The sequence below is a fragment of the Mycolicibacterium austroafricanum genome, from assembly GCF_000612725.1.
Taxonomy (GTDB): Bacteria; Actinomycetota; Actinomycetes; order Mycobacteriales; family Mycobacteriaceae; genus Mycobacterium; species Mycobacterium austroafricanum.
Genome location: NZ_HG964454.1, coordinates 472,918 through 494,368 on the forward strand (window position 1 = coordinate 472,918; position 21,451 = coordinate 494,368).

At 64.7% G+C, this 21,451-nt stretch carries 14 protein-coding genes; 7 read left to right on the top strand and 7 right to left on the bottom strand.

The features are described from left to right. Positions 1-212 precede the first annotated feature (212 nt). The 4 genes from BN976_RS19280 (at position 213) to BN976_RS19290 (ending at position 3,155) form a co-directional block, all read left to right on the top strand. Positions 213-494, top strand: a complete 282-nt coding sequence (locus BN976_RS19280) for a hypothetical protein (RefSeq protein WP_235622079.1) — start codon at positions 213-215, stop codon at positions 492-494. 40 nt (positions 495-534) lie between these two features. Further along, the gene (locus BN976_RS19285; RefSeq protein WP_235622080.1) at positions 535-1,269 is read left to right on the top strand and encodes a hypothetical protein; all 735 of its coding nucleotides are present in this window, start codon (positions 535-537) and stop codon (positions 1,267-1,269) included. Then, positions 1,266-1,388 (top strand): hypothetical protein, encoded by a 123-nt coding sequence (locus BN976_RS34615; protein ID WP_268748852.1) that lies wholly within the window; start codon positions 1,266-1,268, stop codon positions 1,386-1,388. Before BN976_RS19285 ends, BN976_RS34615 begins: the two co-directional genes overlap by 4 nt. Positions 1,389-1,484: 96 nt before the next feature. Then, positions 1,485-3,155, top strand: coding sequence for an AIPR family protein (locus tag BN976_RS19290; protein ID WP_051558500.1), 1,671 nt, complete (start codon positions 1,485-1,487; stop codon positions 3,153-3,155). A 160-nt stretch (positions 3,156-3,315) separates the two neighbouring features. On the opposite strand, the gene drmC is transcribed toward BN976_RS19290, so the two are convergent. From drmC to drmD, 5 genes are read right to left on the bottom strand one after another with little or no spacing between them, the layout of a single operon-like run. Continuing rightward, positions 3,316-4,020 carry a DISARM system phospholipase D-like protein DrmC gene (gene drmC, locus BN976_RS19295; protein ID WP_036372936.1) on the bottom strand — a complete coding sequence of 235 codons (705 nt, stop codon included), beginning with the start codon at positions 4,018-4,020 and terminating at the stop codon, positions 3,316-3,318. Continuing rightward, entirely contained in the window at positions 4,010-6,061 is a 2,052-nt protein-coding gene (gene drmB, locus BN976_RS19300) for an MrfA Zn-binding domain-containing protein (RefSeq protein WP_036372938.1), read from the bottom strand. The genes drmC and drmB overlap by 11 nt, the downstream gene beginning before the upstream one ends. Continuing rightward, the gene (gene drmA / locus BN976_RS19305; protein WP_036372941.1) at positions 6,061-9,771 is read right to left on the bottom strand and encodes a DISARM system helicase DrmA; all 3,711 of its coding nucleotides are present in this window, start codon (positions 9,769-9,771) and stop codon (positions 6,061-6,063) included. The genes drmB and drmA overlap by 1 nt, the downstream gene beginning before the upstream one ends. Beyond that, positions 9,771-13,844, bottom strand: a complete 4,074-nt coding sequence (locus tag BN976_RS19310; protein ID WP_036372942.1) for a DNA methyltransferase — start codon at positions 13,842-13,844, stop codon at positions 9,771-9,773. Before BN976_RS19310 ends, drmA begins: the two co-directional genes overlap by 1 nt. Then, entirely contained in the window at positions 13,844-17,284 is a 3,441-nt protein-coding gene (gene drmD / locus BN976_RS19315; RefSeq protein ID WP_084182335.1) for a DISARM system SNF2-like helicase DrmD, read from the bottom strand. The genes BN976_RS19310 and drmD overlap by 1 nt, the downstream gene beginning before the upstream one ends. 331 nt (positions 17,285-17,615) lie before the next feature. Here drmD and BN976_RS19320 point away from each other — a divergent pair, with 331 nt between their 5' ends. Continuing rightward, on the top strand, positions 17,616-18,425 hold the full coding sequence (locus tag BN976_RS19320; RefSeq protein ID WP_036372944.1) for a TIGR02391 family protein: 810 nt from the start codon (positions 17,616-17,618) through the stop codon (positions 18,423-18,425). Between the two features lie 79 nt (positions 18,426-18,504). Next, positions 18,505-19,377, top strand: coding sequence for a DUF8757 domain-containing protein (locus tag BN976_RS19325; RefSeq protein WP_235622081.1), 873 nt, complete (start codon positions 18,505-18,507; stop codon positions 19,375-19,377). Here the strand turns inward: BN976_RS19325 and BN976_RS19330 are convergent. Next, positions 19,374-19,847, bottom strand: coding sequence for a DUF488 domain-containing protein (locus tag BN976_RS19330; RefSeq protein ID WP_036372948.1), 474 nt, complete (start codon positions 19,845-19,847; stop codon positions 19,374-19,376). The genes BN976_RS19325 and BN976_RS19330 overlap by 4 nt on opposite strands. A 215-nt stretch (positions 19,848-20,062) precedes the next feature. On the opposite strand from BN976_RS19330, the gene BN976_RS19335 reads away from it, so the two are divergent. Next, positions 20,063-20,248, top strand: a complete 186-nt coding sequence (locus tag BN976_RS19335) for a hypothetical protein (RefSeq protein ID WP_145977975.1) — start codon at positions 20,063-20,065, stop codon at positions 20,246-20,248. A 16-nt stretch (positions 20,249-20,264) separates the two neighbouring features. Here BN976_RS19335 and BN976_RS19340 read toward each other — a convergent pair. Beyond that, positions 20,265-21,451 (bottom strand): IS256 family transposase (locus BN976_RS19340; protein WP_036372952.1); only part of this gene is annotated, 1,187 nt, incomplete at its 5' end.

Consider the following 21,451-nt stretch of genomic DNA (forward strand, 5'->3'; position numbering starts at 1 on the left):
TACGGTCTTCATGGCGGTCCCTTACTCCTTCTTCGAGGTGTACTTGGCGGTTCACCCGAAGACCTACCATCAGGCAGGCCTCAGGTGAGGGACCGTCACCTCAAATTCCACGAAGAACGGGACAACCTCTAGCGCAGCACGACTGGCTGTTTCGGGCGGTCGCGCGGGCAATCCTGCCCCACGTAGAGCTGACCCGGACCAACAAGGCATCCGTGCTGACGCAACTGCGCGACCGCGGCATCTTCCTGATCGACCTCAAGCCCGATCCCGTGGACGGGTCCGACCTGTCGCCCTACGTGCCCGCGCTCCTTGACCGGATTGCCGAGCTGGAACCCGAACGCATCATCCTGATCAAGGCCGATGTGTTCCGCGTGGCATATCCCGCGTTGGCCGCCGCAGGCCTTCCGGTCAGCCAGGTGCGGATCCCCTTCCCTTCGTCTGGGCGACAGAGAGAGTTTGCGGTCGCGTTCGGTCGAGCTCTCGCAGGCGAGTAACAGTTCGCGATGTCGCCCTGCCTCGGTAGCGTCGCTTCCCATGGGACCGGATGACTTCTTCGAGGAAATCGAAACGGTCAGTCCATGGTCGAGTGAACCGTCCATCACGACGAAGCTCCGGAAGGACCTGCTGAACGAGCTGCGCGCCGGCCCCGTAGCCGGCGCGGACGACCTCGACGCGGCGATCGCGCTGACCCACTTGGTGTGGGATAACCTGACTGCGTTCGGCACCGACGGCAGCAACGCGCTCGACGACAAGGAAATCGCCCTTGCCCAGCGCGCCCTCACCGCGACCCTCTCGCGAATCGGCATTACGCTGAGCTTCCCCTGGCGGGACTTCGCCACCTTCAAGACGCATTGGTTGCGTAACGGCTGCTACAACTCGTGGCAAGCCCGCCGAGACCTGCTCAACGAGCTGTTTGCCCCGGTGCAGGCGGAGCTGGATCAGCAGGAGGAGGATCAGTTCCGCGCCGTGAACGCTGAGCCGGTGTCGCCGCACACCAAGACGGGCTGGCCGAAGGTTGACGAGGAGCTCACCGAGCTTCGCCGGCGTTTCCGCACCGCCACCACCACGCAGGACTATCGCGACGTCGGCAACCGCGCCGTTGGCGTGCTTGAGGCGTTGAGCCGCACCATTACGACCCCTCCGTGCATCTCCGAGACGGCGAGACCGAGCCGCCGGCCGATAAGACAAAGCAGCGCATCGGCCGCTACGTCGAGGACTCCCTGGCGGGCAAGAACAACGAGGCGATCCGCGGCGTCGCGAACAAGGTGATCGAGCTGGCGCACAGCGTGAAGCACTCCACCGCGCCTACACGGCGGGAGGCCGGAATCGCGGCGGATTCGGTGATCATGCTCGCGAACATCTTGCGCCGGGTCGATCAAGACTTCTGAATGGGTGAACGCAGCCGGGCCGTCCAGGAGTCGGCGTCCGTGCCCATAGACTTCTGTTACCGATGACGAGAGGGGTCAACCTTGGGCGACTTGCACGTGGCACAGATTAAGCGGCGCCTGAAGGACACGACTTACCCTCACATCGACGTCTCTGATCTCAGCAAGCACAGCGTCGACTTCGTCGAGCAAGCTCGATTGACCCGCGCACTCGCGGCGTTCGTCCTCACCAAGGTGGCAGGTCTCAGCGCTGAAGACGCCGCCGCGTGCGTAACCGACGGCCCGGATGACAACGGTGTCGACGCGATCGCGTTCGTCGATTCGGAGCCCCCGCGTCTCTACCTGGTCCAATCGAAGTGGACAGATTCCGGAAACGGCGGAGGCGCGGCGCTCGACGAGATGATGAAATTTCAGAAAGGGTTGTCGGACCTCGTCACGATGAACTGGGAGCGGTTCAATAATAAGGTGGCCCAACGGGTTCCGGAGTTGGACAACGCACTGCTCAATACGGATCTACGCATCGAGGTCATCTTCGTGACGATGGGCACACCACAGGTGGCCCCTGCCGTAGCCGCCCACATGGACGACTACATCACTACGCTCAACGACCCGACTGAGGTCGCTCTGTTCACGTACCTGAACCAAGGCGCCGTCTACAAGCTTCTCGTCGATGACACCCTCTCGGCTCAGATTGATCTCACTGTCGAGCTGTCGGACTGGGGGCGCCTGGAGGGTCCTCCCGATGCCGTCTACGGCCACATCGGCGGCGCGGAGGTAGCGGGCTGGCTCCGCGATCACGGACCCCATCTGTTCGACCGCAATGTCCGCCTGGTGCTGTCGAACTCGGAGGTCAACGCATCCGTCCTGGAGACGATCGAGGAATCACCCGAGCGGTTCTGGTATTTCAACAACGGTGTCACGGCGCTGTGCGAGTCGATTGACAAGGCCCCGGCTGGCGGCACTGAACGTCGGCAGGGGACGTTCGGGCTCAAGGGGGTCAGCATCGTCAATGGGGCGCAGACCGTGGGGACTCTCGCACGCGCCCTGCGGCAGGGGAAGCAGCAGGAACTCGACGCGGTGCGGGTCATGGTGCGGTTCATATCGCTGGAGTCCGCTCCCGACGACTTCGGAAAACGCGTGACGCGAGCGACGAACACCCAGAACGTCATCGGCGGCCGCGACTTCGTAGGCCTCGATCCCGAACAGACGCGACTGCGCGACGACTTTTCCGTCGACGGCCTCACTTACGCCATCCGCAGCGGCGAGGAACGCCCAGATCCCGAGAAAGGCTGCGAATTCACAGAGGCTGCGGTGGCCCTCGCGTGTGCCCATTCATCGGGACTTGCCACCCAGGCGAAACGCGAGGTTAGCCGCCTGTGGGACGACACGTCAAAGGCCCCGTACAAGGCACTGTTCAACGCCAGCACCACCTACTTGCGGGTCTGGCGTTCTGTCCAGGTTCTTCGCGCCGTTGAGGCGGAGCTCGACCAGTTGAAAGATGGTCTAGGCAACCGGGAACGGGGATACGCCGTCCATGGAAACCGTCTTGTCGCCCACGTCGTGTTCGCGAAGCTGGACTCGACTGGGATCGAAAATCCCGCGGCAGATTGGGGCCTCGTGCTCGCGGAGGTTCCCGACCTGACGGTAAAGGCTCTGCACACGATGACCGAGAAGGGCGAGGCCGAGTACAGCGGATACACCGCGAGCTTGTTCAAGAACGCTACGAAGACGGAGCACCTCGCCAAGATGACCATCGATGCTCTCGCCTGAGATGTTTGCCTTCCTGGTGCTTACGGATTTGGCCTTCTAGTGCGAGCAAGAGATTCTCAGTTTCGGGCTGCACTGGGCGACGGTCTCTCGGGTCCCTCGGCTTTGGTCTCGGGCAAGCCTGCGCGTCGCTCAGCCGTGCACCGGCGGGTGGATTCTGTTGCTATTCCAGCTCATACAAGGACCCCCGCTTGCTTGCCATGGTCGACTCAATTGATGCTGCCAGGCCGCTGTCACGAATCAGCAGACCGAACTCGATGTTTCGGTTCTCAGCGTTGTACGAGAAGTTTGCACTTGTCAGTAGAACGACCTCATGGTCGACGACAATGAACTTGGTATGGCTGACGATCGGCTGTCCATTCGGCAAGTTGGCTGAGCGGTAGACGTTCGCCCGCGGGAGCCGTGCCTTGACGCCGCCAGGGTCGCCCTTGCCTGCGTCGACGTAGACACACACAACCACCTCGGGCTCCTCGGATGCTGTCTGGAGTGCGTCCCACATGCTCGATGTCGATGAGAAGTTGTAGGTCGCACACGTCACCGAAATGCGGGCCGCGGCTACGACATCGTGAAACTGATTGGTCAGATGTCCGGTCGTGGCTTCGTTTCCTGGCATCGTCCAGACCGGTGTGAGGTCGCGGTGCGCGGACTTTGCACCTGCGATTCCGCGGAGCACCGCCACCGACAGAGCTGGTTCAGTGTGTCCGATTCCCGCGGTCTTCAACAGATTTGCGGCTCGGTCGCGCCGGGCGTGGCTTACTGATGCGAGTGCGTGCGTGGTGTGCTCACCCGCGTCGATCAGCACTGCCAGGCTTTCGGCCTCGGTTGCGGTCAGGTACTCCCCCAGTTGTTTCAGCGGGTCATCGGACATCAGGGCTCCCGAAGAACCCCGGCACCGGCTTGCCGTGTGCGCTGGGCAGTGTGAGCAGAAACCGGCGGTCGAGGAATCGGTTCGCCCTTTCGCACGATGTCTCCGAGGCGAAGGTGCAGCAGTGGCACGCCGCTCCGTGGAGGAAGTCCTCGGGGTCACTCGGAGTGCGCATGGCGCACACAGGGTCCGACGAGCACCGGGCAGCTCGGCGAAGCGCCGAGATCACCAGCCCCTGCAGGCGCGACGGCTCGGCGAGCGCGACGAGACCACCCAGGGTGCCTTCGCTATCGGAGGCGGTGGTGCAGATCAGCAACCCGGCCGCACCTTCGCGATGAGCGGAGGCAGGCCAGCCGTAGATCCGCTCAGTCAGGCTGGCAGCCCCGTAGCCACACGACATCGCCATTTCCCGGATCAGCACGTGAGACAGGGTGTGCAGCAGCCAGTACCGGGGCGCGGGTAGCCGGGTGTCGGGGTCTACGGCCTTGGCTGTCTCGGAAAACCTGCGGCCGAAATTGCGGCGGTTCGCTTCCCGGTGCGCGGCCCACAGCGGCGTGGTGTAGACGGTATTCTCCCATGCTTCAACTGCATCGAGGCCGAGTTGCAGGAAAATGCCCTCGCCGCGGTCCTCGGTGGCTGGCACCCATTTCGGGCTCCCATTCCGAGTGAGTTTGACCAGCCGACCGGGCAAGTCGTTGACCCGGTCCATTTCGTCGAGCCTCGTGAAGCCGATGAAGGCGTTGACCTTCTTCATCTGGTTGACCCCGACGACCCGGCTGATCTGTGCTGGGAGGTCAGGGCCGCGCGCCATGTCGGTCACCATCAGGCCGGTGGTGTTCTTCTGCGAGGGAAACAGCGCCGGCTTCTGGAGATACTGCCATTCGGGTACTAGCAATTCCACCGGATCCCAGTCCTCGCGCTTCTTCTTGCGTTCTTCGTCGGACTCCGGCGGCGATAGCGCATCGGCGATCGCCGTGGCAAGGCTTTCGTCGGAGCTACCGGTCAAGTCAATGTTCTTCAAGCCTGCCATGGTGCGGATGACATCGAGTTGTGCGGCGAACTGCTGGACGGTCTCCGCACCGAGTTCCAAGCGGAGCAGGTCGCCGAGAGCTTCTGCCTTTTCGGCATCGGTGCGCGGCATGACGATGATGGACTGAGTCGAGGCGAACCACAGATTGGACGCGCCCATCATGATCAACGCCGGCCGGGCGCCGCATTCCTTGTCGAACGCGTTCAAATGTGGGTGCCGGCCACGGCAGGTCTGCGGCAGCTTGTCGCGGCCCACCGAGCCTTGCGCCTCGGCCATGCCGCGAGTGGCCCCGCACTGCGTGCACGCGATCATGGAACCGACGCTCTTGCCGACGTTGGCGTCGCGCATCTTCAAGTCGGGCCGCTCCGCCTTGGCGCACCGCCGCCCGCGATGCACCCACAGTTCGTACGGGAACTCGTCGAGGTGACCGTTGGTGCATGTCAGCAGGTGCTGCGCCGGTACGGCGGGGCTTTCCCGCCGCCCGGACTTCGCGCCACCGCGCTGCGCGCCGCGGCCGGGACAGCTCTTGTGGGTGAACTGCGCCAGGTCAGGCCGGAACGGGTGGGTGTTGGTGTAACTGAACCGCGGCAGCGGGCCGAGGTAGTCACATCCGGTGCAGCGCAGCCATTGCGGGAACACCCGGGCCGGGATGCCCAGGTCGGCTCCGTCTTTGGCGAACGCATTCTGTTTGGGTTGCCACGGGTAGGGTCGTAGCGCCTCCAGCTGTGGACCGAGGTGCATGCGGACCACGTTGAGCAGGCGGGGTTCGATGATCGCCGGAATATGTTCGCGCCGTTTCCAGATGGGTTCCCAGTCATCGAGGCCGGCGGGCATCACCGAGAAGCCGGGCAGGTCCATGATTGCGCCCGGCCCGTAGGTGTACAGCAGCGACGACGGACGTGACGAGCCCACCTTGGCGCGGTTCCTCACCACCGCGTCTTCGGCGTCGGTCAGCGGGTCCAGCGTCTCACCTGGATCGTGCAGCATCACCGCTTCGGGCGTGGTGTCGGTCATCAGTCCTCATCCCCCATCGGCAGCGTCCACCGCGGAGCGCCCTCGGGAACATGGGCGAAAAGACGTTCGGGGATCGGGCTGACCAGAATGTTGATCTCCGGCTGCACTTCCCGCATCGAGTTGGCGACGACGAACGGCGGCTCGTTCGACGACCCGACGCCGGCCTTCGCGTTCTCCGGGCTCATCAGCAACGGCAGATACTTGTCCCCTTCCCCGGTGCGTTCATAGACCAGCGTCTTGTGCATGTCGCTGGCACGGCCAGCCCGATCCGCCCACCGGTCGATCCGGTTCAGCAACCGGTCGCTGGCATACTTCACCACCGCTTCATCCAAGGCCGCCGCCGAGATTCGCGCCTTGAGCCGTTTGGCGATCCGATCGACTGCTGCGCGCTGTTCCTTGATCCGCCAGGCGTTGCGCTCCTGGGACAGCCCGTCATCGAGAGGCGCCTGGACCACGCGGGCCACACTGACCAGCAGCCCGTCCAGACCGCGATCCAGCGACGTCGACGAATACGGCGTCACCGACAGCGCCTCCACCTGCGAGTAGAACGTCTCGTGATAGTGGCGGAACTGCTCGAAGTGCGCCAGATCGCGCGGGCGCGCCCAATTGCCCAACGTGACAACCAAACCCGGACGTGCGGCGTCGCGGCCCACACGCGAGGACGCCTGGATGTACTCGGCGGTGTTCTTGGGCTGTCCGACAACGAGCATCAGCCCGAGACGCTGCACGTCGACGCCGACCTGCAGCATCGAGGTGGCCAGGACCACGTCGAACGGCGCCTCTTTGCGGGCGGGCGTCTTCTTGCCGTCGCGCTGGGCAGCCAGTCGGGCCTGGAAGGCTTCGGTGGTGTCGTAGTCCGGGTCGAACTCCAACCCCAGCCGGTCCAGCGTTCTACCGATCTCCGACGATGCGATCCGCGCGGTCAGCTCGCCGGTGTTCAACAGTCCGAACGCTGCGCCGTGCCGGGGTGGGAACCCGGAATCCTTGCGAGGCCGCTTGACCCGGTTCTGGACGTCGTCGCCCATGTACCGGGTCATGCCGGCCAGCTCGCGGGTGGCGTTGAAGTACCCGACCAGGGTGAGGTACGGGTCGGCGGCGATGCCGCTGCGGTCCAGCAGCAGCTGCCCGGCTGAGAGCAGCACCTCCGCGACTCGGATCTCGGCGCTGGCCAGGCGCACTCCCTGCGCGCTCACCCCGATATAGCGGCGGCCCGGGGTGGCCTTGGTGATGGGGATCTCGCGGGAAAAGTAGGTGTCGGCGACGTCGAGCACCTGCGGAGGAAAGATCTCGACGCGACGTCCGTACAGCCCACGCACCTGTTCCTGCGCATTGCGGACGGTGGCGGTGGAAGCGACGATCAGCGGACGCACGTGCGCGCCGTCGGATCGTTCCCAGGAGCTCAAGGTTTCCACCGCGACTTCGAACAGGCCGACCGAGGTGCCCAGCGCGCCGGTGATCAGGTGCAGCTCGTCCTGGATGATCAGGTCCGGTGGTCGCAGCCGACTTACCGGATGCACGGTGGCCGTCGGGTATCCGGGCACGGCGGGATGAGCGGTGGAGATGTTGCAGGCCGCGTAGTCGGGGTGGACGTAGCCGTGTCGCCCGCAGCGCCGACCGACGTAGCCGAACAATGACGCGGCCTCGCCTTCGCGGGCCAGGCGGGCGAACTTGTCGACGGTGGCGATGACGAAGGCCGGGGTGAGCCGGTAGATCTCCTCGTCCACGGTCAGGATCGGCAGGCCCTCGCTGACCTGACCGCCTTTGGAGAACGGGCAGCGGGCCAGATCGTCGCCGCAATAGACGAACACCCGCCGCGCCGTGGCGTCGGCTTTCACTTGCGTAGCGGTGATCGGGGTGCCGCACCACGGGCAGCGCTGCACTTGTAACACGGTAAGCCGGTGCGCCCCATACTCGTTGGCTTTGGTCAGCTGTTCGTCGGCCTCCTCGAAGCGTTTCGGGCTGACGTCGGTGCCGACCCACAGACCGATCCGGAATGGTTCGCTGCCCCAGGTGGTCTCATCGGCTTGGCGAGCCAGCTCGGCCGCGCACATCAGCGCGGTCGCGCGCTGAAACTGCTGGGCGGTCAGTAGCCGCAGCGTGTAACGCATCAGCACCGCTACCCCGTCTCGGCCGTCCAACGGTCCGTCGGCGGATTCGACGACACCTTGGCGGCGGCGGATCGCGAACGTGTAGGCCGCCAGCCCGAGGTAGGCCTCGGTCTTGCCGCCGCCGGTTGGGAAGAACAACAGCTCGACTCGCGCAAGATGGTCAGCGCTGCGTAACGGCGCCGACGGATCGGTCAACGCGCCGAGTTGCATCAGGATGAACGCCAGCTGGAAGGGCCGCCAGGATGCGGCCTTCGCCCCAGCCTGGGCCACCGTGGTCTTCGCGTCGGTGATCGATAAGGCAGGATCGGAGGCCCGCAGGCCGGCCACCTGAGACGCGATGCGTTGGTCCCGCATCACCGCATTCATGAATTGAAAGCAGCGCAGCGCCTCTTGATCAGCGACCACGTGTTCGAGCCCGTCTTGTAGTCGCTTGTGCGCTTGGCGGGCTTCCAGCAGCGCCAAGCCGGCGGTGTCACGCAAATGGTCGGGCAATTGGGTGGCCGTGGACTCTTCCGTGTCGAGCCAGTCCCCGTAGCCGGCGATGAGCGGCTCAAGTCCGGCGCGGACCTGTTCTGCGGTCGCAGTTGCGAGCTCGTCCATGGACAGCAGCGCGTCTTCCACAGCACGCGCCTGCGTCTGCGGGGTCTCGGCCACTGGCAGCCAGGTGGTCCACACCGCGGTGGCACGTCGCGAGCCGTTCTTCACTGTCCAGTCCACGGAGCAGGTTCGGCCGATCGCGTACTCAAGCCGGTTGCGGTATTGCAGGCTCAGCCGCTGCACCTCGGAGTCGTGCTCCATCCAATTCCGTTCCAGCACATCAGAAACCGGGAGAAACACCTCCGCTCCCCCGGCATCGACATAGACCTTAGTCTGGAACATCCACATCCCGATCGGAATCGGCATCGGGGTCTCGCGGTCATTACACAGAGCGATCTCGATGAGCACGCGGTCGAAGGTCGGGTCGTCGTAGCGGTCCACCCGCAAGCAGATGGTGTCGCGCAGCGGGACCGTCGTCATCCGCCCGGCGGTGAGATCGGCCAGACGAATGATCCGTGGCTCTTCGACCGGGATACGCTGAAAATGTCGGATCGGGCGGCCCGCTTTGGTGACCTTGTCGGTCTGCACCGACTCGTAGGTCCCCCACGACGCGGTGACGGTGAACGCCTCCAGATCCGGCGGCACCTGGAACCGCAGGCCCATCGACGAGGGAATCATCAAGCCCTGCTTAGGTGCTCGATCCTCGGCATCGTCGTCACCGGCATCGGCCTCGTGCTCGTCGGTGCCGTGAGCCGGGACACCGCGCACCTCGCTCACCGCATTGTCATCGGCACGGGCTTCGGCCAGCTCACCGCGCTCAGTCTCGTCGACGTCGTCGCTGCCGGCGGTGGCTCCCGTGAGCCGCACCGGCGCAATGTGTCCGACCAGATACTGCGAACGCGGGCTGAACGGCAGCAGCTCATCGGGCCCGTGAATCGGGCCGAGCAGCTCGCGCTGCAAGATGTCGACCAGGTTCTCTCGGACCGTAAACGAGGTACCGTCCGGCTCGCAAGTCAATACGTAGCCCGACGACGGCTCCTTTGGTTTCTCGGTGACCTCGGTCATTACAGCAGCGTCCCTTGCTCATCCGATACTTTCTTGCCGCGACCACCCTTGCCTTTTGGCTTCGGCGTCTGCTTGGCCTCTTCGGCGGCGCGGCGGTGGTTCTCCTCCAACAGCCGATCCAAAATCTCCACCCGCGCTGCCGGACTGACCGTCCAGCGCTGCATCTGCCGATAGGTATGGAACCCGTGATCGAGCGAAATGTCCGACCAGCCGTAGGCATCCATCACCACCTCGTCGAGCTCGACATGGATGGCTCGCATGCGTCCAGCATCCGGGTCCGAGGCGTCGGTGATCTGCGGGTCGTTGACGAGGTTGTATAGCTTGGTCAACCCGAGGTTGCGGCGCAGCATGATCTCGCGGCGTTCCTCGTCTAGCGTTCGGCCGATACGGTCGAGCTTCCCAGTTGACTCGGGGCGCGGGAATGACTCAAAGACATCCGAAGGCGAGTAGTTCACATCCGCACGCATCGTGGAGCCGTACTTGATTGCCCACGCCTGATGGAGGCTCGAAGAGAGCACAGCTTGATCGGCATACGCATCAGTCGCGAAAACCGCCAGTTTGTGGGCGAATACCTGCCTAGTTGGCACCCTCGCGGGCATGACCGTCCTGCTTACCAGCGCGATGACTAGCACTTCGTCGAGATCCGTGATCGCCTTTCTCATGGCGGGCCGCTTTTCCGCGTATTGCCACCAGTAGTCGCGATACACCTTGCGGTTGTTCTTCATACGCTCTGGCCTCACTATGTCACGTACGCGGGCAAAGGGGATAGCGTATCTAGCGGCATCCTCCGCATTCCGGTCGTTGAAATCGATAACCCAGCGCGACCCTGAACAGTCCGGTCGGGAGTTGAGGTCTTCCCCATTGAGGTACGGGTGTAGGACCTCTCCAGTGCGGGGATTTTCGGCAATCCATGCCTGCGCCTGGTCCGGTTCGAGTACGAACCCCATGCCGAGGACGATGCAGCCTTGAAAAGCGATGTTCGCGTTTTCGGCAAGCCGCACTGGGCTTCCGGCAGCTCGGCCGCCGGGTTCGAGGAGCGTGGCGATCTGCTTGACCGGTTCGTCGTCACTGATGCGCGGCACGTCGTCGGCCACCGATCCGACGGTGCCCCACACGGCGGCGAATTCGAGGTTGACGGTTTCGGCCGGCCATGACCTGCTCTGGATGGCACGGGTGATCGTGAATCCGGCCTGCACCATTCGGTCGAGTCCGACCGCGCGGGTATCGCCTTGAGCGATGGTGTTGGTGGCAATGAGCCCGATCGTTCCGCGGGGGGAAAGCAACTCCTGCGCGCGAAGAAAGAAGTAGGCGACTTGGTCGGCGCTGCCCCGCGTCCCGTCGGCGAGGATGTTGACCAGCCAGTCGCGGACGTCGGCGCCTAGTGCGCCGGTGAGCTTCTGGCCGCCGAGGAAGGGTGGGTTACCGATGATGGCGTCGAATCCGCCGCGCTCGACAATTACGTCGGGTGCTTCGATGATCCAGTGGTTGGGCTGCCACCGCCGGTAGTCAGTCGGCACGGTCGGTGTGAGCCCGCGGTCGATGATCCTGTCGAGCATCGTAGAGTCGGGTGTACCGGATTGGGGATGCGTAGCTTTGACGGCGATACGCAGGTTTTCGTAAGCCTCATCCAGCGGCTTGCCTGGTTTTCCGCCGAGCGGTAAGCCGGCTGCCACAATGCCATCTGCGATCTTGCGTAATTCCGCTGTCACGTCGCGCAATTGAGCGAGTTGTCGGCGTTTGGCGGCGCTGTTGCGCGCCGGATCGTTCTCGTCGATCTCGGAGGCAAGTTTGCGACGCAAATCGGCAGCCTTGCTGATGATGGCGTCGATATCTACGTCAAAGATGTCGAACATGTCACCGGCCGGCACTCTAGACGGATCGATGTGCAGCTTGCGGAGCTGGTCGAGGCTGGTGATGCCGAGCAGTGAGTTACCGAGGAAGATTTTGTCGTCGACGAAAGAGAAGGGTAGGTCGCGGTCGAGCGACACCAGCCACAGCGAGAGCTTGCACATTTCGACGGCCATGTCGTTGATGTCGGCGCCGTAGAGGCAGTTGGCGACCACCTCACGGATCGCCCGGCGATGCAGATCGCTGCGGTGTGTGTTGGTTGGGTCCTCGGCCGTCCAGGCTTCGACAACCCGGTCAGCAAGGTAGCTGGCGGCAGAAACGAGGAATGCCCCTGAGCCGCAGGCGATGTCTGCGATCTTCAGGCTCAATAGATCGTCGGAGGACTTGAGCTTCCACTGCGATTCGTCGGCGGTCTGGTAGGGGCCGGGTGCGTAGCACAGCGGTTGCAGGGCGTGCAGCACGACTTCCATCGCCAGAGACTTAGGTGTGTAGTGAGCCCCGGCGTTCTTGCGGGACGGGGTTTCTCGCACCATCAGCCCGCCGTCGAGCACCACGAACGGGCGACCGCGGAGGTCCAGGCGCATGATTCCTAGCCAGGGCACCACACGTTCGCGCAATGTGGCGTCGTCGCCGACTGCTTGTGCCAGTCCGCTGACCGAGCTCGGGTCTGTCTGCGCACTAATGCCTTTGATGATCGCCGCTAGTGATTGCGGTTTGGCAGAGGGTTGGTCGTCCTCGATGTGAGCGCGGATCGCTTCGGCCAGCTTCTTCGGCGTGGCGCTGGCCGCGTCGAGTCGTTCCAGTGCGGAAAGGGTGATCTCGGGTTCCTCGCCGCGGGCCCCCTGCAGGCCGAGGTGTGTCTCGGTGACGGTGACCGCGGTGTAGCCGAGTAGGCCTTCGTAGATGTAGCCGATCTGTTCGACGTCGATGTCGCGGAACGAGATTCGGCGTGCCTCACCACCTTTGAGGACGGCTTGTTGTACCGAGCGCAGTGCGTGCAGCATCACCCGGTCGGACACGGTGACGGCCAGGGTTCCGTGTGCGGTGAGTGCGGTCAGGAACGGGAATCGGGCCGGGTCGAACAACGAACCGCCGTAGGCGGGCACCCGCATGTTCTCAAACGACGCACCGCCGTAGAGCGCATGGCTGGTGGCGAGAAGCCGATGCCAGGTCAGGGAGGTCGCATCGAGGGCCTCTTCACTTTCCTCGGCTTCCCGGGCTTGCAGCCGGTCCAGTTCGCGGGAGATCCCGTAGCCCTGCTCGAAGAGCTCCCCCGATGGCAAAAGGCCGCGTTCCTCGGCGAACAGCAGGAACACGATCCGCATCATGATCGTCACCGCGGCTTCATAGCTTTGGTGGGTGTCGGCGGGTAGCGGGTCGGGTTCACCGCGTTGTTGGGTGTCGCGGGCGGATTCGGAGAACGACTGGATCAGCAGTTCGACCGCTCGGCGTACCTGCGCGCCAAGGGCTTCGGTGATCTCCTCGGCAGCGGCCACGGATTGCTCGAACAACACCGGCAGCCGCTCGTCTTGCTTACCGCCGATCAGGTGCTGACGCGAGATTAAGGTCAGGAAGGCGTCCCGGGTGCGGGGTTCCTCCACCCAGGTGAGCGCGTCGACGACGCCGGAGGCGGTCATGGCGCCGGGGCGGGCGCACACCAGTGCCCACCAGCGGCCGTCGCTGACGATGCCGATCGGAATGTCGTTGCCGCGCAGCAGCGCTTCCATCCGGTCGATCGGGGTGGCCGCCCACAGGTCGGCGGGAACTTGGCGCAGCGAATCGACCGGGTCGATCACCGACACCAACGCGCCGATGTTGCCGTCGGGGTCCATCAGGGCTGCTTCTGCGCCGACGGTGACGGCGCGGTTCGGTGACTGGGCCTGCACCCCGGCGACCGGCCCCCAGGCCAGGGATTCGGCCCAGCCGACGACGTCGCGCAGCACGGTTTCCACCCATTTGTCCCGCGCGATGCGGTACGCATCGTCGGTTGGCGCGTCGTCATCGACGGCCCGATCTGCGGCTTCCCACGCGGCTTCGAAGTCCTTGCGGGCGTACAGCAGTGCTTCTTTGCGGGTGTCATCCAGCGCGGGCATGCCTTGCGGCCACGCTCGTTTGAGCGGGGCGATCGCCAGGAACGGGCCGTCGGTGTCGACGAGTTCGAGCCACGCGTGGTGCAGCTCGGAGACAGTCGGCGTGGAACGTTGCCGGGGTGTGCGGGGCGCCATCAGCGCAGCCCTCCTTTCGCGTCCTCGGGAATGAGGGCGAACACCACCGCGGCGGCCGTGGTGTGCGGTTTGACGTCGGCGTATCGGTCGGCGATGGCCGCGATCTCGCGAGCCTCCTCGTCGTCGAGTTCGTCGAGGCGGCGCTGCATCGAGTCGATGTCACGGCGCCACTGTTTCTGCTGCTCGTCTGCCCACAGCATCGCGTCGGCTTCGGCGTCTTTGCTGCGCAATAGATCCAGTGATTCCCGCAGGTTGGTCCGGAACGCGGAGAAGATGTCACGCGCCCGCTGGATGTCAGCGGCCCGGCGTTTGTCCAGCTGCTCCAGCACCTTGGTGTGTCGGCGCTCGGCGCGGGCGTGCATGGACTCCTCGAGCCGGGCGCGCAACGGCGCGTCCGGAGCGTTCCAGATGTCACACAGCTCGTCGCGGACTCGACTGCCGGCCAGCGTCAGCCCCTCCCCGTCCAGGGCATGGTCAAGGGCGTGTTCGGCTTTCTCCTCGGCCATCGCGCGGCGGCCCCGCAGGCGAACGCCGACCAGGAACACCTCCTCGTGCAGCCGCACTCCCCCGCGGCCGACGAGCACCATGCGGGTCACCGCCGCCACGAACGACTCCGCCATATCGTCGATCACCACCGCGGTCACCCGGCTCAGCGTGGAATCCACACTCCACAGCGAACGGCGCAGCAGCCGTTGCGCTTTCTGCACGATCGGATGCCCCAGATGCACATACACCAGATCGCTGCGCCCTTCGGCGGCGGACGGGTCGAACGTGATCGGCCGCAGCAAATCGGGTTTCAGCCGGGTCGCCAAGCCTTTGAGGGTGTCCTGCCACGCCGGGCTCCATGCCGGCACCTCAAACACGTCGGCGTCGGTGTCGGCGTCGCCGACGGGCTCCAGCGGAAGTTGGTGGTTGATCCGCAGCGCGGTGTCGACGACGCGGCGCAAGTTCTGCGGCTCGAGGTGCAGGTCGGCCCGGGAGGCGGCGTAGCCGCGTTCGAGTTCGGTGAGCCGGGTGTTGAGTTCGATGCCGCCGGCCAAAGCTTCCTGAATCACCTGGTTGCCGTCGAGGCCCTTGGCCTTGCGTTTGGCGGGCTTGCGGCGGGCAAAGTGTTCCTGAATCTCCTCACCAATCACCTGGTTGGCCGACCCCAGATCCACCTCGACCTGGGCGATCTTGCGGGCGATGCGGGCCATGAAGTTCGCGTCGGTGGCGTAGGTGGACGACTTGTCGTCGGGGACGAAGTGAAACACCTCGGGTGTTTCGGTCTGCCCGTAGCGGTCGATGCGCCCTATGCGCTGTTCGAGCCGCGACGGGTTGAACGGAATGTCGAAGTTCACCAGCCGGTGGCAGTGATTTTGCAGGTCAATGCCTTCGCCGGCGGCGTCGGTGGCCAGCAGCACCCGCACCGGTTCCTCGGTCGGGTCGGCGGTGAACTGCGACCGGATGTACTCGCGGTCCTCGGTGGGGGTCGCACCTTCGATGACGGCCAGCCGGTCGGCGTAGCCGCGCTGAGTGAGTACTCGTTGCAGCCAGCCGAGCGTGTGGGCGTACTCGGTAAATACCACGACCCGCTCATTAGTCCAGTGGGTGCCGTCGGGTCGGCAGACCGCGTCGAGGAAGGTGAGCAGCCGCTCCAGGCGCGAGTCAGGACGGCTTTCGTAGCTCAACCCCCAGTCGGCGAGTTTCTCCAGCTGGCCGGGTTCGGCAGCGCTGAGCGGGTCGGACTTCTTGGACTCGCGCAGCCTTTCGGCCTCGTCGTGCTCCCATAGACCTTCTTCTTCGTCGGCCTGGCCTTCGCCGAAGATGTCGTCGTAGTCGTCTGCATGAAGTCCACGCCCGGCCCGCGCGTCGCGGTAGTGGCTGATCGTCATGCCGAAGGCGAACGGACTGGACAGGAATCGCTTCTTGAGCAGCATGGTCACGATGTCGCCGCCCGGTTTGGTGCCGTTCTGCTTGGCGCTGCGCGTGACGATCTCATCGAGAAGGGAGAACATCTGCTGTTCGCTGTTCTCGGGCGTGAAGTCGAGGATCTTGACCTCGCGGTCCTTGAACCCTTTCCCCGTGAGGTCACGCTTGAGGCGGCGCACCGTCACGTCCTTGAGCGCGGTGGAATCCAGGAGTGCGCCGCGGGAGAAGCGGCGGGGGTCGATCATCTCCATGAGCGCGGTGAACGACTCCGGGTAGCCGTTGTGCGGCGTTGCGCTCAGGAACAGGCGGTGCTCGCACGTATCAGCGAGTTGCCGAACCGCAATGGTTCTTTGGGTGTCCACCGAATAGCCGCGTCCGCCCGCGATGGTCTGCGGGCTTGAAGGCGCGACGTGGTGGGCTTCATCGACGATGAGTACGTCGAAGGTGAACCGCTTGCCCAGCTTGGGGTTCTTGGCCTGGGCGTAGACGTCGCGAAGCAAGCGCTGGCAGCGCACCTGTGGCAGCCACGCCATGGACACGATCACCCGTGGATACAGCTGGAAGGGGTTGGCGTGCAGGCCGTGGGTGCGGCGCACCTCTGCCATCAGTTCACTGTTGACGATGACGAACTGCAGGCCGAATTTGTCCCGCATTTCGTCCTGCCACTTCAACGCCAAGCTTGGCGGGCACACGATCACTGCGGTGCGGGCACGATGCCGCAGGAACAGTTCCTGCACGACCAGGCCGGCCTCGATGGTCTTGCCCAAGCCGACGTCATCGGCCAGCAGCAGGTTGGTCCGCGGGCTGGTCAACGCCCGACGCAGTGGTTCGAGCTGGTATGCCTCTACGGTGACCCCCGACCAGAAGGGCGCCTGGTAGCGGTTCGGATCTGCCGAGGTGACCGCGCCCCAGCGCATCGCGTCGATGAAGCCGGCCAAGGTGACCGGATCATCAAAGCCCTCTGGGTTGATGTGCTCAGGCAATCCCTGCGGTGGGGTGACGGTTTTGCCGACCTCTAGCTCCCAGATCACCGACAGCTGTTCACCGAGACGATCCTCGTCGAGCGACTGCAGGTCGACGACGTGATTCAGCTTCGCGGCTGCGTCGTCAGCCGGGCTGAGCGGTAGACCCTGGGCCTGCACGCTGGCGACCGCCCACGTCGAACCGCGCACCTCAACAACCTGACCGGGCTCGGGCAGGGACGGGGCAGCTACAGGCACAGGTGGTCCTCCGGGTGGTGGCGTTGGCCGAACAGTATCGCCGTCGATACCGACAACGGCGCGGATGGTGTCTTCGGACACTCCGAAGTGCTCGGCGGAGCGCTTGACCACCTCGGCGGCGGCGGTGTGTCTGCGGGAGGGGTCGGCATTGGAGGTCGCAGCAATGAAATCCCGTCGGATCTTGTTCCGCTGGCCCGAAGTCAGCAGCTCCTCGGGCAACGCCGCCGGCAACTCGTCACGGAGCAGGTACTCGATGGTGTCGTAGGAGATGCCGTACTTAGCTTCGAGCTGGGCGCAGGTGTTGCGCATTGCCCATTCGATACCTTGTTCCTCGACCGCTTGTTGCACCGCTCGACGGATTGTTGAGCGTTGACCAGGCGACAGATGGTCAGCCTCTTCCTGCGGTGTCTCCCCCACGCATCACCACGGTAGCCGGGGATCTCAGACATTGTCCGGATTTCCTCACCCGTCGCGGCGGGGAAGTAACCGCTTACGATTCCCGCGAACGCGAGTCGCTCTCGCTTGCACGGATGAGACCTTTCGGACACCACCCGGCTACACGGGGACATCCACACCGCAACAACTAGACGCCGCGCGCCAGAGGCATCTCGTTGTCGGCGCCGATCGCTAACCTGCTCCGATGGCAGCCAGCACCATCGCACCATTCAGCCGTGGCTCGATCGAGAACATCGCCAGGATCATCGGAGAGCTGTACACCGGAGCCGAGCTGACACGGATCCTCGCGTCGGTGGGAATGCCGGACCCGCTCGGCGAAGGTCAGACGAAGTGGAAGCGGCTCGCCGCGAGCATGCAGGCGAAGCAGTACTCGCAGCGAGACGGCCGGCCGACCCTCGCCGTCATCACCGCCGCGATGAAACCAGACACGATCTGGGACCGACAGGCGAAGGCCGCGGTGGCCCGCGACGAGCTGACTCAGGTGCTGTCGCTGTCGGGCTACCGGGTGCGCGAGGACGGACGCATCGGACCCGCCACGAAGGCGGCAACAGCATCCGAAGCGTCGGCCCGCAGCGAGCGTCTACGCACCCATCTGACCGAACGAGGCGCGCATCCGGAAGTTGTGCGTTACTGCCGGGAGGAGCTGTTGCGCAAGGACTGCTACGAGGCTGTGTTCGAGGCGGTCAAGGGCCTTGGCACCCGGCTGCGGGAGAAGTCGGGACTCGACGAAGACGGCCGCGCCTTAGTGCAAGCCGCGCTCCGAGGGAAGCAGCCGCGCGTCCTGGTCACGGACTGCTCCACCGTGACCGAGCGCAACGAGCAAGAGGGCGTCGCTCTCATCGCCGAGGGCGTCTTCGCTGCGTTCCGGAACCCTGCCGCCCACGAGCCTCGGCTGGTGTGGGAGGTGTCCGAGCAGGACGCGCTTGACGTGCTGGGAACCCTATCGATGATCCACCGCCGCCTCGACGCTGCACGACTCGGTGCTGCCGGCTAGTAGTGATCTCGGAACCGACGCCGACTGTGCAGCCGTCAACTTCCCGGCAATCGATAAGGCCGGTAGTTACCCTGCCGGAATGGGGGACGCCGATTCACAGGAAGCCGCGAGAACGGTCGGGGTGAAAGCGCCACGGCCGGGTGAGGAGACCGCGGAGGTGATGGTCACCGTCAAGACCTACCCGAACCCGAGTGACAAGTACCTGGAGACTGTCTGCGTCGCCGGTGTCCGGCTCGATCACGGAAGACCTGAGTGGATTCGCCTCTACCCGGTGCGATTCCGTAACGAGGACTTCGACAGGACGTTCAAGAAGTACGACGTGATCCGGGTGAATGGCACCTATCACCAGTCCAACGATGTCCGTCCGGAATCGTTCCGCCCGCGCCAGGACGAGCTGGCCCACATCGATCGGCTAGGTACGAGCAGCAACTGGCAGGCCCGCCGAGCGAACCTAGGCGGCTTGATCGGTGCGACAACGATGTGCGAACTGCTCGCTCAGAATCCGGTGGGTGAAATGGTCAAGTCAGCGCCTTCGCTGGGGCTGATCAAGCCGCACGACATCAAGGTCACCGTGGAGGACGGTCAGCCGTGGAGTAAGTCCGAGCAGGCGACGATCGACAAGGCTTCGGCGCCCGATCTGTTCGGCTCATCGCTGGCTCCGCTGGAACCGGCTCCCTTCGTCGTCAAATACAAGTACAAGTGCGAGACGGCGACGTGCAGGGGCCATGACCAGAAGGTCCTCGACTGGGAGGCCGGGCAGGGCGGCCGTAAGTGGCTGCGCGACTACGGTGATCGCACCCGGGCCCGCGAGGCGATGTTGACGATGTGGCGCGAAGAGATGCTGGCCGAGGACAACGACACCCACTTCTACGTCGGGAACCAGAATGCCCGACACTGGGTCTTCTCCGTCCTCGGAGTCTGGAGGCCCAAGATCGAGGACGCCCTGTTCTAGACGTGCACCACGGCGGCGTCCGGCCGCTCCATCATCAGATGGCGCACCACGATGTCGCGGTGGCACTCAGAGTGGTCCTGCTCGAAGCACAGCAGCGCCACGACACCGTCGTCCAGGAGCTCGGACACGTGGGCGAGAGCGTCGGTTGCCGCGGCGGTCTTGAGGACGTCGTGATACCGGGCGCGAGACTCCGGCTCTCCGGCGCGGAAACCTGCGCGGTTGTCCTTCGGGTTGCCCAGCGCCCTGTGGTGGACGTAATCGATGCCCACAGCGGCGAGGGCCTCGGACAGCTTCGTCTTCGACAGTCCAGGCTTACGGCTCAGTGGGGTCAAGCGCACATCCACCAGCACGCGGACGCCCTGATTGATGAGCTGGGCGACGAGATCGTTGACCGTCTTCCTCTCGTAGCCAATGCTCACCAGGGTCCCCGTCAAGGCGATACGCGCGACGTTGATATCAGAGGTGCCCATAGCTCCCTATCGTGCAGCACCGTCCGTGGCTGCGGGTGCTAACCCCGCGGGTGCACGACGGAACCGTGACCGTAGTCGCGTCAGCGACGGCGTAATCGGTGGTCCTCCGGCACTATCAGGGCTACAAGCCCACCGGCAGTGTCGCGAATCATGTCGTAGGTATGTGCTTTGCTGTGCACGTTGCGCACAACAGCTGGAGCGAGGGGGTTTCCGTCATGTGCAGCACCGGGCCTGACAGCTCGTTCGATGAGGCGCTGGCTGACGCTTTGGAGCTCGGACAAAACGAGGTAGCGAAGCTGGCATCGGTGGTCGAGGGGGCGATCGGTGCCTACGACGAGGCAGGCGCCAAGCTCGTCAGGGGCGGCGATGAGCATGTCCCGAGTCTCGTGGATTCTTGGTGACGATCCATGGTGAACTCTAGGCGGCGGCACCGACAGCTTCGGTACCGGCGGCGGTTTTGGGGTGGGCGTGTCGATGTAGGGCAGCTACGAGCTGGGGCATCTGCTTGTGGCCCTTGATGCGGCGGAAGGCTCGCTCGGCGTTGAGCATGCCGGCTGCGGTCCAGCGCAGCACCATCTGCCCGTCGCGCCAGCGGGTGACGTTTCGGTTGGTGGTGCGCGCGATCGAGATCATCGACTCGACTGGGTTGGAGGTTGTCAGTGTTTTGGCGAGCCGGCCGTCGATGCCCAGACGGGCGACGGTGAACATCTCGTCCAGCCCCTCGCGCAGCGACGCGGCCGCGCCGGGATAGTTCTTCTCCAGTTGCGCAGCAAGGCTTTTGGCATTGGCTAGCCCGGTGTGGGGGTCAGGGTGGCCGAACGCCTTGACCAGCTTGGCATCCACCCAGGCCTGCTCCTTATCGGGCAGGTGATCGGCGACATTCCTACGCTTGTGCAGGGTGCATCGTTGGATCGCAGCCTTGGCGCCGAACACCTCACGCACCGCGGCGGCCAATGCCTTGGCCCCGTCGCAGACAACCAGCAGTCCGTCATCGAAGCGCAGGCCACGCTCAACGAGATCGGCCAACAGCGAGCACACCACCGTCTTGTTCTCGGTGGAGCCGTCCCACAACCCGACCGGCTTCTTCGTGCCGTCGGCGGTGATCGCCAGCGCCACCACCACGCACCGGCCAGCCATATGCTCCCCGTCGAGCATGAGCACCTTGATGTCCTCGCCGGCCAAGTCGCGGCTCATCAACTCGGCCAGCGCGGTCTCGGTCTGCTTGACGAATCGACGCGAGATCGCCGACTTCGAAGTGGATTTCTGTGTGCCGCTGACTTTTTCGCCGACCGGCTCGGCGGTGCGGGCGTGCCGGCGAGTGGCCACCCCGGCGGCCATCCGCTCCATCACCACCTGAGTCAGCAGGTCGTCAGCAGCGAAGTGGGCGTAGCTGGTCAACGGCACCTCATGGCCCTCGACGGTGCGTGCCCGCGGCCGCTCGACCGGCACCCGGCGACCGCCAAGAGTCACCGATCCCTTCTCGGCGCCATGGCGCACCGCGGCGCGATCCGGGTTGTGCTTGCCCTTGGGTCCGGCAATCTCGGTGATCTCGGCCTCAAACATCGCGGCCATCACCGCCATCCCGGCGGCCACGCTCATCGCCA

Coding starts and splice junctions, on each gene's coding strand:
- BN976_RS19330 (WP_036372948.1), bottom strand. CDS start 19,847: ATGGGCACCTCTGATATCAACGTCGCGCGTATCGCCTTGACGGGGACC.
- BN976_RS19335 (WP_145977975.1), top strand. CDS start 20,063: ATGTGCAGCACCGGGCCTGACAGCTCGTTCGATGAGGCGCTGGCTGAC.
- BN976_RS19320 (WP_036372944.1), top strand. CDS start 17,616: ATGGCAGCCAGCACCATCGCACCATTCAGCCGTGGCTCGATCGAGAAC.
- BN976_RS19325 (WP_235622081.1), top strand. CDS start 18,505: ATGGGGGACGCCGATTCACAGGAAGCCGCGAGAACGGTCGGGGTGAAA.
- BN976_RS19285 (WP_235622080.1), top strand. CDS start 535: ATGGGACCGGATGACTTCTTCGAGGAAATCGAAACGGTCAGTCCATGG.
- drmA (WP_036372941.1), bottom strand. CDS start 9,771: ATGACCGAGGTCACCGAGAAACCAAAGGAGCCGTCGTCGGGCTACGTA.
- drmD (WP_084182335.1), bottom strand. CDS start 17,284: ATGCGCAACACCTGCGCCCAGCTCGAAGCTAAGTACGGCATCTCCTAC.
- drmC (WP_036372936.1), bottom strand. CDS start 4,020: ATGTCCGATGACCCGCTGAAACAACTGGGGGAGTACCTGACCGCAACC.
- drmB (WP_036372938.1), bottom strand. CDS start 6,061: ATGACCGACACCACGCCCGAAGCGGTGATGCTGCACGATCCAGGTGAG.
- BN976_RS19310 (WP_036372942.1), bottom strand. CDS start 13,844: ATGGCGCCCCGCACACCCCGGCAACGTTCCACGCCGACTGTCTCCGAG.